The following is a 12,631-nucleotide window of genomic DNA, read 5'->3' as shown; positions in this document are numbered from 1 at the left end:
TGAACACTGAACACTGAACACTGAACACTGAACACTGAACACTGAACACTGAACACTGAACACTGAACACTGAACACCCTACCATCCTTTACTACTCGCAGCAGCCTCTAATCGATTTTCTAGATCATCGGGTAATTGAGCAAAAAAGTCGATGCCTGTTTGTTGTTCGATATCATCTACACTAGTGATGTAGGTATAAATAGAGTCGTCAGATTCCTTATGAGGTATTAAAAAAGCGAGGAGCTTGCCACCATCGTTAGTATTGCGGTACATGATTTTATAAAATGCAGATGGTACGGTGACAAATTCGGTTCCTATCTCATCTTTTGAGTTGTTAAATATAGAACCTGTGATAACGTATAACTCGTCATAACGTTTTGCATAATAACGTGTTTTTTGCTCTAATCTGTTCCATATTCCAGCATTAAACTCATGCTCTTGTGGGCTTATGTTAGAAGTTAAAAACGTTTCTTCATAATCTTTTTTACTAGCGCGACGATCACCAGCAGGAACTAAATGACCACGATCGTAGCCACTTTTTTTATAATTGCGCCAGTGTGCGGCACCCGTTTTTACCATATCATCTATTTCAAAATAGGGTCTTTTATAATCCACATCGCGTATATCGCTAGACTTTAAAATATGTGCCGTCCATTCTGCCTGCTCATGGCGTTCATTATAAGATAGACTGTAAGTAGAGTGGTGAATCACTTGGTTAGTAGAACTAGGTAAAAAGTCCTTGCGGGAAAGCGGCTTAAAACCGTCGGCGTCTTGTTGTTGTGTGGTTTGAAAATCTTCTAGTTCTAGAATGTTTTGAGATTCTTCTTCATTGCGCTGTATCTCATAAAAGTAGAAACATACAGCTATGATAACGAGTACAACTCCATAAATCGTTTTTTTCATAATTTAAGTAGTTTTTACATCTAGTGCATCGCGTAATGCGTTTCCTAGCAGCATAAATGCCATAACCAGTGTCATGATCGCTATGCCGGGAACTAGTGCGAGATAGGCTTTATCTAAAATAATATACTGGTAGTGATCTTTTATCATGCTACCCCAACTAGGCATGGGCGGTTGTGCGCCTATTCCTAAAAAGCTCAAACCACTTTCTATCAGAATAGCTGCAGCAAAATTTGCGGCACTTATCACTATAATAGGCGCCATTATGTTAGGTAAAATATGTCTTGCGATAATTCTAAAATGACTAAAACCTAGTGCCCGTGCTGCGGTGACATATTGGTATTCTTTGGCCACGATCATCTGGCCGCGCACTACACGTGCTACCTCTACCCACATGGTAAGCCCTACGGCAACGAATACGGTAAAAAAGCTTTTTTCTAGTGCTATACTAATCGCAATGACCATTAATAAAGTAGGAATAGACCAGGTAACATTAATCAACCACATAATTACTTGATCCACTACACCGCCAAAATATCCCGCCACAGCACCCAGCGTTATCCCTATTAAAAGAGAAATAAGTACTGCCACAAATCCTATGGAAATACTGATTCGTGTTCCTATCATCATACGGCTCAAGAGGTCACGACCATATTTATCAGTTCCTAGCAGAAAGGTTTTTTGAGTAGTATAGCTTTCGCGAAAGCGAGATAATTCCATCTCACTGATCCCATCCATCTTTACAGGTTGAAAATCTAAGGTGTTTCCATCTACGTCATAAGGTCTGTAGAGAATCGTGCCATTTTCAGTTTTTAAGTCAGCAAAAGGAATTTCTTCAACTTGTGCTTGTTTTCCAGTCCACCAGTCCATGAAATGGGTAGGCTCATTACTAATGGGTAGTTGTAATAAGTTTACTTTAAAACCCGGTGGTTGTGAATGTATGGAAACATGCATTTGATTTGCATACTGTGTATGATCTGGTGCGATGAGGTATGCAAATAGGGCAATAAGTGCATAGATAAGAATCACGCTTAAACTCAAAACGCCCCAAAAATTCCGCTTGAATTTTTGGAGCGCTAGAGTCGTTAATGATGCCGATGTATGAGACATTAATTTTTAAAAGTAGATACTCCTGCGTTTTGAATATGATATACTTTCAAATCTTTGAGTACATTAATTGCTTCGGCAAGATACACATCTTGAGAAAGATTCTCGTGCCAGCGCTCACGCTTTTCGGCCAGTAAACTGTCTTGTTTGATTAATTCTTTTTCATAGTTCACATATTGAAAAGACAGGTCGTTTTTATAATCGTCTAGAGATTCAAATTGCTCTGTCGCTTTTTCTAAACGGTCTAATCGCTCTTTATAAGCTTTAAAATTTAATGGAATAATGTTTTCTTCTCGTTGCTCGCTCATCCATTTTGCGTTTGCATCTATGAGTTTAAAAGTTTCATTTGCATTTATTCTCGCTTGAGATTTTGCAATGGTAGTATTAAAATCTGTGTACTTACCATATGTAGAATAGGTCGCAGCTGGGATTTCATCATAAGGTAACGGGAATTCTTCATCGCGTTCTCCTATTTCTATATAGCTGTAACGATCTGGAGTGATAATGTCACTTTTTACTCCTTGCAGTTGTGTGCTTGCTCCATTAATTCTGTAGAATTTTTGAGTGGTGATTTTTAATGCTCCTAAATCTCCTAAATCACTGTTGCGCACCCATCTGTTTAAATCTTCTACATTTTGAACGGTTCCTTTTCCAAAGGTTTGTTTAGAACCTATAATCACAGCTCTTTCATAATCTTGTAACGCAGCAGCAAGGATTTCAGAGGCACTAGCAGATAGTTCATTAACCATAATTACTAATGGGCCATCCCAGGTAATACTAGGGTCTGTATCCTTTAACGTTTGTGTACTGTTGTTTTTAAGAGCGACTTGAACCACTGGACCTTTTTCTATAAATAGCCCAGCCATTTTTATAACTTCTCTTAAGGATCCACCACCATTATTACGCAAATCGAGAACCAGACCTTCCATGCCTTGTTCTTTTAAACGTTCTATTTCTTTCTTAATATCATCTCCTGCAGCGCGACCATTTCTATTTTGCATATCAAAGTAAAATGAAGGTAAGTTGATGAGGCCATAGTTAATACTGCTTTCAGCATCATTAACAATAACAGACTTTGCAAAGGTTTCTTCTAGTTCTACCACGTCACGAGTTAAAGTGACATCTTCTATTTTACCATCTACACGTTTAAGAGTTAATATTACTTTAGTTCCTTTAGGACCTTTTATTAAATCTACGGCATCGCTTATGCGCATTCCTACTATGCTGGTGGCTATGGTATCATTTTCTTGAGCTACTTTTAGGATCACATCGCCTACTTCTACTTCTTCACTTCTCCAGGCTGGACCGCCTGAAATAATTTCAAGGACCTTTATATAATCCATTTTCTTTTGAAGACGTGCTCCTATACCTTCTAGTTTTCCACTCATGCGAGTGTCAAATCGGTCTTTAGTTTGCGGCGCAAAATAAGTGGTGTGTGGATCAAAGTAATTCATCACGCTATTTAAGTAAAGCGAGAAGTAGTCCAGTCTTTCTATGTCTTCACTTAGGTCAAAGTTCTCTTCCATAGAACGCTTTACTTCAGCGCGTACTTCTTTTTCAATAGCAATTAAACTTTTTTCTTCATAGTCTTTTTTACCTTCTTTAAGTGCTTGTTCTTGCTCGTCTATTTTATCATAATAGCTACCTAGAGCACTTAACTTTAATAGTTTACGCCAGTGCTCTTTTAATTCGCCAGTATTTTTAGAATAAGGAATACTCTCATAATCAGTATTCATTACTTCATCTTTATGGAAGTCAAAAGGCTTTTTAATAACATCACTAAATATGTTTTGAGACTCTTTGCGTCGTTTTTCTAAACGTTCATAGGTAAGTGTAAATAGATCTACTCTACTTTCTCTGATCTGATCGTCTATTAAAAATTCATAAGCGGCAAATTCATCATAATCAGATTGTAAAAAATACCTTTTTGCTGGATCTAAATCATTAATGTAGTTTTTAAACACCTTTTGTGAGAAATCATCGGTAAGATCTGCTGGTGAGTAGTGGTTGCGCTGCAATACGTGGGAAAGAAGATTAACTAAGAGTTCTTCTTTATCCTTGTCGCCAGGATCTATGTCTTTAGTAAAACTACAACTTGCTGTAGCCGCAAAAAGGACTAAAATGGCAATCGCCACGTTATTTTTTATAAAATTCATAACTACTTTCATTTATCTAATCTTGTATTGTAAAAATCGTGCCATATTACAATGCACAATGTATAACAAGAGATTCACTTCTTATAACTAATTTACTTAATTTTAACCTCGATAAAAATTTTATGAAAAATAATAAAAAACCACTTATTCTAGTGACTAATGATGATGGAATCACAGCGCCTGGAATAAGAATGCTTATTGAGATCGCCAGGGAAGTAGGTGATGTAGTCGTTGTTGCACCAGATAGTCCACAAAGCGCTATGGGACATGCTATTACCATTAATGACACGCTTTATGTAAAAGAGTTTAAAAACCATGAGCACGACCATAAAGAATATACCACAAGCGGTACTCCAGTAGATTGCGTTAAAATGGCAAGCCATGAAATTTTAGATCGTAAACCAGATTTGTGCTTGAGTGGTATTAATCATGGAAGTAATAGTGCCATTAATGTAATTTATAGTGGTACCATGAGTGCAGCTATGGAAGCAGGAATAGAAGGCATACCTGCCATAGGTTTTTCACTTTGTGATTATGACCTCGATGCAGATTTTCATGCTGCAAAACCACACGTAAAAATGATCATCGAGAATGTGATTAAAAACGGAATGGCAAAAGGTGTAGTGTTTAATGTAAACATTCCCAAAGCTTCTCGTGAAGAAATTAAAGGTGTAAAAATATGCCGTCAGGCAAATGCTTACTGGGTAGAAGAGTTTGATAAACGTACTAATCCTTATGGTAAAGACTATTACTGGTTAACAGGTAAATTTGTAAACGATGATAAGGGAGAAGATACAGATGAATGGGCACTTGCACATAATTACATTTCTATCGTTCCTACACAATATGATTTAACGGCACACCATTATATAAGCGAACTAAATACTTGGGATTTTGGTAATTAAAATAGTAAAAGGATTTTTTCTAGGAATTATAGCAAACTGTATAGGGATCTATTTATACATCTTCTTTTTTGCACCTTATAGTTTTGAAACCATGATGGAAAGTTCCATAGAAAAAGGATATATAGGTGGATTAATAGGGTTAGGTGCTGTGCTCAATTTGCTCCTCTTTTTCTTTTTCTTAACCACTAAGCTGTTTAAATTTAAGAAAAATGCACAGCCTTATGAAGCACGTGGTGTTTTAATGGCTACCATTCTGGCAGCACTTGCCGTTATGTATTTTGAATTTTAGATTATGAAATATTACATTATAGTAGGTGAAGCGAGCGGTGATTTACACGGTTCAAACCTCATGAAAGCTCTTAAAAAACAAGATGCTGAGGCTCAATTTAGATTTTGGGGTGGCGATTTAATGGAAGCCGTAGGTGGTGAGCAAGTCATGCACTATAAAGAGCGCGCTATCATGGGCTTTACTGAAGTGATTAGAAAACTAGGGACAGCTCTTAAAAACATTAAGTTCTGTAAAGAAGATATAAAAAACTACCAGCCAGATGCACTTATCTTTATGGATTACTCTGGTTTTAACCTGCGCATTGCAAAATGGGCAAAACCGCAAGGCTTTAATACCCATTATTACATTAGTCCACAAGTATGGGCATCTCGAGAAAGTCGTGTAAAAACTATTAAGGCAACTATCAATCACATGTATGTGATATTGCCATTTGTTAAAGGCTTTTATGAGCAAAAACACAACTATCCTGTAGATTTTGTAGGTCATCCCATCATTGATGCTATTCATAGCCATCAACAAGTAGATCATGTAGATTTTTTAAAAGAGTACAACCTCGATGACAGACCTTTAATTGCATTACTGCCAGGTAGTCGCAAACAAGAAATAAGTAAAATGCTAGGTGTGATGTTGCAAATGGTAGATCAGTATCCAGACTATCAGTTCCTTATAGCTGGATCACCAGGTCAGAATGCTTCTTTTTACAAACCCTTTTTAAAAGATAACGTGACTCTGGTTATGAATCGCACCTACGATATTTTGAGCTTGTGTCATGCCGCTCTCGTCACATCAGGAACCGCGACACTTGAAACCGCACTCTTTAAAGTTCCTCAAGTAGTTTGTTATAAAGGCAGCTCGATTTCCTATCGTATTGCCAAAATGATTATCAAACTGGACTACATCTCACTGGTGAATTTAATCATGGATAAAATGGTTGTTACCGAGTTGATTCAAACAGACTTTAATGCCGTTAAGCTTAAAAAAGAGCTGGATCTAATTCTAGATGCTACACAGCGCAACCGCATTTTTGCTCATTATTATGAGTTAGAAAAACGCCTCGGTGGAGTAGGAGCAAGTGATAAAGTGGCTGGTTTAATTATTAAAAATTCTAAGAAGTAGTATGTTGATATTGATTCCGCTTTCGCGAAAGCGTATTTACAAAACCACTTTAAAGAGAACCATCTTAGCCCTTTTTACAATCTTATTGCTAGTGGGAAACGGGTCCTGCAAAAGCTCAAAGCCTAGAGTTGTTACAACTAAAAAAGGTGCCGCAAAACACCGTCCTGGCCGCGTTTACAAACCATCACGCACCGTAAAAACTAGCAAGGATGTAGTGATGTCTACAAATGAAAACACAAGTGCGCTTATTAAAAGTGCCATAAAAGTAGCGCTGAGTTATAAAGGAACTCGCTATAAATATGGTGGTTCTTCTCGCAGCGGTATGGATTGCAGTGGTTTAATCCATGTTTCTTTTAAAGAAGCTGGAAAAAGTGTGCCGCGCACCAGTGCCAGTTTATTTGATGCCGCGCAACTTATAAATTTTAACCAAATTCAAAAAGGAGATTTACTCTTTTTTGCCACAGGTAAGAATAAGTCTAAGGTAAATCATGTAGGTCTAGTCGTTAATAAAACACCTGCTGAGGTCAGTTTTGTACACGCCAGTTCTTCTCGTGGCGTGATGGTTTCTACCATGAATGAAGCCTACTGGTTAAAGGCTTATTTGAGTGCTGGTAGGTTAAAGTAAAACACTGTTATGCTTATCTTTATTAATAATCTTATACCCAACGGTTTCTAAAACCGTTGGGTACTTTATTTTACAGGACGTGTAAGGTTTGCATTACGAGCAGTTTTTGAGTAAATTCATACAATGCAATGGTTAGGATATCCTATTTATAGATTACTTGCGGCTTACCTCATAGGTCTGATGCTCTGCTATTATATGCAATGGGACATCCTTACCACCTTATCTATTACTGGGATATGCTTTATTTTCACATTGATTTCGGTATTCTTTAGTCGTCGTGTGATTTTCTTTAAGTGGATTTATAGTCTTGCTGCTTTGCTTTTCTGTACAGGTATTGCAGCATGGAATGTAGAGATTAGAAATCCTAGTTATCAAAAGGCTCATTTTTCTAATTATATCACTCCAGGTAAGGAGCAGTTCATCACCATAACTTTAAAGGAACAATTACCACCTAATGATTATAACGATCGTTTCTATGCTCAAGTTTCTCAGATTGATGATTCACGTGTTCATGGTAAAGCTCTAGTCCTCTTAAAAAGAAACGACTCTGTTACCTATAAGTTAGGAGATGAACTCGTGGTTTATGATGATGTGAGTAAAGCAAGTGACGCGCGCAATCCTGGAGATTTTAATTATAAGGAATATCTAGAATTGATCGATGTTTATGGCCAGATTTATGTGGATCAAGAGCATATACTTTCAGTAGCTCATTTGAATCATAATTCCACGTGGATTGAGGACTTAAGAGATCGATTAATGAGAGCTCTTGAAGATTCTGGTCTAAAAGAAAAGCCTTTAGGGATTATTCAAGCCTTAGTGTTAGGTCAGCGCAGTAATGTGGACCCATCGATAACGCAAAGTTTTAGAGATGCAGGAGTTATGCATATACTAGCTTTAAGTGGCTTACACGTCGGTATTATTTTATTAATCTTAAGGAGATTAACAAATTGGGTTAAAAGATTCAAATACGGTAACTGGATTCAAAGTGTAGCTATTATTGCCTTTCTGTGGATATTTGCCTTGCTCACGGGTATGTCGCCATCCATAATGAGAGCAGTCACTATGTTCTCTTTTATTGCTATAGGGATGAATGTAAAACGCAAGACTTCTATATTTCACAGTCTAGCTTTATCTGCCTTTTTATTATTGCTTATCAATCCTAAGTTGTTATTTCATGTGGGTTTTCAGTTAAGTTACACCGCGGTTATTGCTATAGTTTTAATACAGCCTATCGTTTATAACATCTTTAAAAGGCCTCGCTGGAAAGCAGTCGATTATTTCTGGCAAATTTTTACGGTAACTCTTGCAGCTCAAATAGGTGTTGCACCGTTAAGCCTTTTTTATTTTCATCAGTTTCCTGGATTATTTTTGTTAGGGAATATGTTGTTGTTGCCGGTATTACCATTAATTATAGGTTTATCTATAGCTTTATTAGTTTTTCTACTTATAGGAATTCAAAGCGGTTGGATTGTTAATATCCTTAATATAAGCCTAGAATGGATTGTTCAAATAGTAGAAACCATAAGTTCCTACGAGCAGTTTATTATTAAGAATGTCTATATAGATAAGACAGAATTAATCTTGATTTATCTGTTTCTTATAGGTCTAGCGCTGTTTTTCTACCGTTCTGTGCGCAAAAGTAGAAGGGAACGAGTGATTATGAAACGACCTGGATATTTTCTACATATGGCCTTAGTAGCTTTAATCTCCTTAGTCTGTTTTGAGTCTTTCAAGATGTTAATACCAGTTAAAAACCGATTCATGGTTATGCATCAAGCCGCCGGAAGTGTGGTTAGTTTAAGTAATAAGGATGAGGTGAAATTACTTATAGATTTTCATGCTATGGATTCTGTGAGATTTCAATCTAGTATAGAACGTATTAAATCTTCAACCATTCATAGAGGGAAAACAATTGAAATAGATTCGTTATCTAATAAAGTTACTTTTAATGGTAGCGACATTATTGTTATCGATGAGTCTGGAATAGTTCCTATACAATCAAAAGCAGCAATTATATTACTATCACATTCTCCAAAAGTACATCTCGATAAAGTGATCACAGCTTTAGAACCACAGATCATCATTTCAGATGGTTCTGACTATCGTAGTTATGTACAGCGATGGAAAGCTACTTGTAAAAAAAGAAATGTTAGGTTTTTGAGTACCTATGAAGAAGGCGCTATTGATCTATCTGACCTTGAAGTTGATATTCAAAATTAGCCTGATAGTCAGCCCATTTTTTGCCCGTATTAATAGATTTATACGTCTCATCTGCCAGCATGGTGATGTAGATTTCTAATTTTTTAGGGCCCATTTTTCCAGGAACAGGATTAATGATACGACCTGTTTCATCAAAGAATACTAGTGTAGGATATTCAAAGATGCGCATAAAACCGGCAAATTCATGTTGTGAGCGATCATTGCGTTTTTTCATAGCATTACTATAAGTGGCACCTTTATAGTTAATGGTTTCGGTACCTTCGGCATCAAATTGTACTGGGTAATAATGCTTATTAATAAAAGCCGCTATTTCAGGCTTTGCAAAGGCATATTTATCCATCCATTTACAGTTGGTACACCACTCTGTATATGCTTTGAGCAATATTTTTTTGGGCTCTTTTTTTTGAGCTGCCAGTGCTTCATCCATGGTCATCCAGTTCACTTGTGCAGTGGTAAACGACCCCATAAATAATAACAATACAACCGTCCATTTCATAAACTTTCTTCTTTTGATCATTCAAGGTTACAAAAAACGCACCGAAATGGTGCGTTTTTTATAAAATATTAAGGGAAAATTGATTACCTGATTCCGTGCATCATTTTTACCAGCAACCTACTGATCGCAAGCATTATAAGGCCAGCAGCTACAGGGATGATTGTAAATATCATGAAAAATGTTGCCATCCCATAATCTTCAACAATAGGGTCGATGTATCTTCCTGTAAGTCCAGCGGCAGTATTTGCTATAAAGTTTGCAACAAACCAAATACCGAACATTAGACCTACTAACTTACCAGGAGAAAGCTTACTTACATAAGATAAACCAACAGGAGAAACACATAGTTCTCCAAGTGTGTGGAATAAATAAGCCACTATTAAAAATATCATGCTTACTGAGGCTGTTTTAGCTCCTAGTGGAATTCCCATAGAACCAAATGCCAAAACTCCAAAACCAATTCCTAGTAGGATAAGACCAATGGCAAACTTCACTGGACCAGAAGGATTTAATTTACTTTCCCATAATTTAGAGAAAAGAGGTGCAAATGCAATAATAAAGAACGAATTCAAAATACCGAACCAAGAGGCTGGAACTTCTGGTGCTGGATCAGTGAATTGTCTGTAAAGCATCCAGACTACAATGGCCCAAATGATAACAAAACTAGCGCCTAATAATAAATTTGATAAACTATATTTTGCAAAAGTTTGTTTGAATAAAAGAGCCAGTACCCAAGTAATAATAATCATAGGGATAACTGTAAGTAAAGTGTTGAATACTTTAAATATTAACGCGCCATTACCTTCTAGTACTCGATCTGTATAATCTGCGGCAAAAATGGTCATAGAACCACCTGCTTGTTCAAATGCCCACCAGAAAAAGATGGTAAAAAACGCTAGAACTCCTATTACTACTAAACGATCAGAAACTACTTTAGAGCTTTTTGCCTCATCTATGGTGTCTTCTATAGCGTCTTCAGCTTCTTCAAGAGCATCTTCCATAGCATCGTCAAAATCCTCTGCGTTTTTAGGGGATAGTCCTATTTTTCCAAATATCTCTTGGGCAAAGTAAAATTGTAGCATCCCTACAAACATAAAAATACCAGCTAGTCCAAAGCCATAATGCCATCCTACAGATTCACCTATGTATCCACAAAGTAGAATGCCTAAAAATGCACCAGCATTAATTCCCATGTAAAAGATCGTATAACCTGCGTCTTTTTCTTTGTCTTCAGTTTTGTATAACTTACCAACCATAGAAGAAATGTTAGGTTTAAACATTCCATTTCCTACAATAAGAAGAATGAGTCCCAAATAGAAAAAAGTATCGCCTATACCTTCTAAAGCCATTGATGCGTGACCTAAAGTCATTAGAAGAGCCCCTATTACCACAGCTTTACGGTAACCCGTTATTTTATCTGCAATGAGTCCTCCAAAAATAGGTGTTACATAAACTAGTCCTGTGTAAAATGCATAAAGCGTTAAAGCATCTGCTCGTTCCCAGCCCCAACCTTCATCTAATACTGATGCAACTAAGAAAAGAACTAATAAGGCTCGCATTCCATAATAAGAGAATCGTTCCCACATTTCTGTAAAGAACAAAACAAAAAGTCCTGATGGATGTCCTAGAACTGTTTTTTGGTTCGTTAGTGAACCACCAAATTTATATTCCATTTGATTTTAATTAAGGTTAGTAATTATTAAAGATTATCGTGAATAAAGTCAGTCATTTTATTAAAAAGGTGGATACGCGTGTAACCACCATAGATCCCATGATTTTTGTCTGGGTAAATCGCCCAGTCAAATTGCTTGTTGGCCTGCACTAGTGCTTCTATCATGCGCATGGTGTTTTGAACATGTACATTATCATCTGCGCTACCGTGAATGAGCAAGTACTTTCCTTTTAATTTGTCAACATGACTTATCGGGCTATTTTCATCATAACCGCTTGGATTTTCTTGCGGTGTGGTCATGTAACGTTCTGTATAAATAGTATCATAAAATCTCCAAGAGGTCACCGGAGCTACTGCTATAGCGGTGCTAAAAGTGTCATTTCCTTGTAGAATACAGTTAGAACTCATAAAACCACCATAAGACCAACCCCATATTCCTATTCTAGAATTATCAATATAATCTAGGGCACCCATTTTTTGAGCAACGGCTATTTGATCTTCTACCTCATATTTACCGAGCTCTTTTTGAGTCACTTTTTTAAAGTCTGCACCTTTGTAGCCAGTTCCACGTCCATCTACACAAATAACTATGTAGCCATCATTTGCCAGCATGCTGTGCCAGTAATCATTTGCACCATACCAGCGATTTGCCACTTGCTGTGATCCAGGACCGCTGTATTGAAACATCAATAACGGATATTCCTTTTTAGGATCAAAATCGGCCGGTTTCATGGTCCACATGTTGAGATCGTTGCCATTAATGTTAATGGTAGAAAACTCTTTTTGTGCAAACTTGTAATTTTTTAATCGGTCTAGTAAACTGCTATTGTTTTGAATTTCGCGTACTTGTTCTCCTTTTTTAGAGGTATGTAACGTATAAACTGGTGGAGTAGTAGCACTAGAGTACGTATTTATAAAATAACCGAAGTCACTACTAAAAGAAGCACTGTTAGAACCTATTTGATCAGACAGTTTTTGTTTCTTTTTACCTTTTAAAGAAATGGAATAAATACCACGATTGATACTACCATCTTCTGTACTTTGGTAAAAGATACGTTTACGATCTGCATCATAACCATAGTAAGAAGTCACATCCCAGTTGCCTTTAGTAATTTGAGTTTGTTCCTTGCCATTTGCATTATAGT

Annotated in this window: 11 protein-coding genes; 5 read left to right on the top strand and 6 right to left on the bottom strand. The window is 36.8% G+C overall.

What is annotated here, in order from left to right:
• Window positions 1-78 precede the first annotated feature (78 nt).
• From ACTF48_RS10140 to ACTF48_RS10130, 3 genes are read right to left on the bottom strand one after another with little or no spacing between them, the layout of a single operon-like run.
• Window positions 79-903: a DNA/RNA non-specific endonuclease gene (locus ACTF48_RS10140; protein WP_438963044.1), complete on the bottom strand. Its 825-nt coding sequence runs from the start codon at window positions 901-903 to the stop codon at window positions 79-81.
• Between the two features lie 3 nt (window positions 904-906).
• Window positions 907-2,010: an ABC transporter permease gene (locus ACTF48_RS10135; protein WP_438963043.1), complete on the bottom strand. Its 1,104-nt coding sequence runs from the start codon at window positions 2,008-2,010 to the stop codon at window positions 907-909.
• Window positions 2,010-4,163: a carboxy terminal-processing peptidase gene (locus tag ACTF48_RS10130; RefSeq protein ID WP_438963042.1), complete on the bottom strand. Its 2,154-nt coding sequence runs from the start codon at window positions 4,161-4,163 to the stop codon at window positions 2,010-2,012. The genes ACTF48_RS10135 and ACTF48_RS10130 overlap by 1 nt, the downstream gene beginning before the upstream one ends.
• Before the next feature lie 122 nt (window positions 4,164-4,285).
• Here ACTF48_RS10130 and surE point away from each other — a divergent pair, with 122 nt between their 5' ends.
• The 5 genes from surE (at window position 4,286) to ACTF48_RS10105 (ending at window position 9,318) form a co-directional block, all read left to right on the top strand.
• Window positions 4,286-5,068, top strand: coding sequence for a 5'/3'-nucleotidase SurE (gene surE / locus ACTF48_RS10125; RefSeq protein WP_438963041.1), 783 nt, complete (start codon window positions 4,286-4,288; stop codon window positions 5,066-5,068).
• Window positions 5,058-5,357, top strand: coding sequence for a hypothetical protein (locus tag ACTF48_RS10120; RefSeq protein WP_438963040.1), 300 nt, complete (start codon window positions 5,058-5,060; stop codon window positions 5,355-5,357). Before surE ends, ACTF48_RS10120 begins: the two co-directional genes overlap by 11 nt.
• Before the next feature lie 3 nt (window positions 5,358-5,360).
• Complete coding sequence (lpxB, locus tag ACTF48_RS10115; RefSeq protein ID WP_438963039.1) at window positions 5,361-6,473, top strand: lipid-A-disaccharide synthase; 1,113 nt, start codon at window positions 5,361-5,363, stop codon at window positions 6,471-6,473.
• Between the two features lies 1 nt (window position 6,474).
• Window positions 6,475-7,098, top strand: coding sequence for a C40 family peptidase (locus tag ACTF48_RS10110; protein WP_438963038.1), 624 nt, complete (start codon window positions 6,475-6,477; stop codon window positions 7,096-7,098).
• Window positions 7,099-7,221: 123 nt separating this feature from the next.
• Entirely contained in the window at window positions 7,222-9,318 is a 2,097-nt protein-coding gene (locus ACTF48_RS10105) for a ComEC/Rec2 family competence protein (protein WP_438963037.1), read from the top strand.
• Here ACTF48_RS10105 and ACTF48_RS10100 read toward each other — a convergent pair.
• From ACTF48_RS10100 to ACTF48_RS10090, 3 genes are all read right to left on the bottom strand, one after another.
• The gene (locus ACTF48_RS10100; protein ID WP_438963036.1) at window positions 9,278-9,814 is read right to left on the bottom strand and encodes a thioredoxin family protein; all 537 of its coding nucleotides are present in this window, start codon (window positions 9,812-9,814) and stop codon (window positions 9,278-9,280) included. The two genes, ACTF48_RS10105 and ACTF48_RS10100, sit on opposite strands and share 41 nt — an antisense overlap.
• 83 nt (window positions 9,815-9,897) lie before the next feature.
• Window positions 9,898-11,487 carry a peptide MFS transporter gene (locus ACTF48_RS10095; RefSeq protein WP_438963035.1) on the bottom strand — a complete coding sequence of 530 codons (1,590 nt, stop codon included), beginning with the start codon at window positions 11,485-11,487 and terminating at the stop codon, window positions 9,898-9,900.
• Between the two features lie 26 nt (window positions 11,488-11,513).
• Window positions 11,514-12,631: alpha/beta fold hydrolase (locus tag ACTF48_RS10090; RefSeq protein WP_438963034.1), on the bottom strand; the 1,118-nt coding region annotated here is incomplete at its 5' end.

Origin of the sequence: Nonlabens sp. (assembly GCF_965660805.1) — a bacterium.
Lineage (GTDB): Bacteria > Bacteroidota > Bacteroidia > Flavobacteriales > Flavobacteriaceae > Nonlabens.
The sequence above is the reverse complement of the archived record's forward strand: the minus strand, read 5'-3'. Positions and strand labels throughout refer to the sequence as shown.

Bases quoted from the DNA above. Each gene is read 5' to 3' on its own strand.
- ACTF48_RS10135 (WP_438963043.1), bottom strand. From the start codon at position 2,010: ATGTCTCATACATCGGCATCATTAACGACTCTAGCGCTCCAAAAATTC.
- lpxB (WP_438963039.1), top strand. From the start codon at position 5,361: ATGAAATATTACATTATAGTAGGTGAAGCGAGCGGTGATTTACACGGT.
- ACTF48_RS10140 (WP_438963044.1), bottom strand. From the start codon at position 903: ATGAAAAAAACGATTTATGGAGTTGTACTCGTTATCATAGCTGTATGT.
- ACTF48_RS10105 (WP_438963037.1), top strand. From the start codon at position 7,222: ATGCAATGGTTAGGATATCCTATTTATAGATTACTTGCGGCTTACCTC.
- ACTF48_RS10110 (WP_438963038.1), top strand. From the start codon at position 6,475: ATGTTGATATTGATTCCGCTTTCGCGAAAGCGTATTTACAAAACCACT.
- ACTF48_RS10100 (WP_438963036.1), bottom strand. From the start codon at position 9,814: ATGAAATGGACGGTTGTATTGTTATTATTTATGGGGTCGTTTACCACT.
- ACTF48_RS10095 (WP_438963035.1), bottom strand. From the start codon at position 11,487: ATGGAATATAAATTTGGTGGTTCACTAACGAACCAAAAAACAGTTCTA.
- surE (WP_438963041.1), top strand. From the start codon at position 4,286: ATGAAAAATAATAAAAAACCACTTATTCTAGTGACTAATGATGATGGA.
- ACTF48_RS10130 (WP_438963042.1), bottom strand. From the start codon at position 4,163: ATGAATTTTATAAAAAATAACGTGGCGATTGCCATTTTAGTCCTTTTT.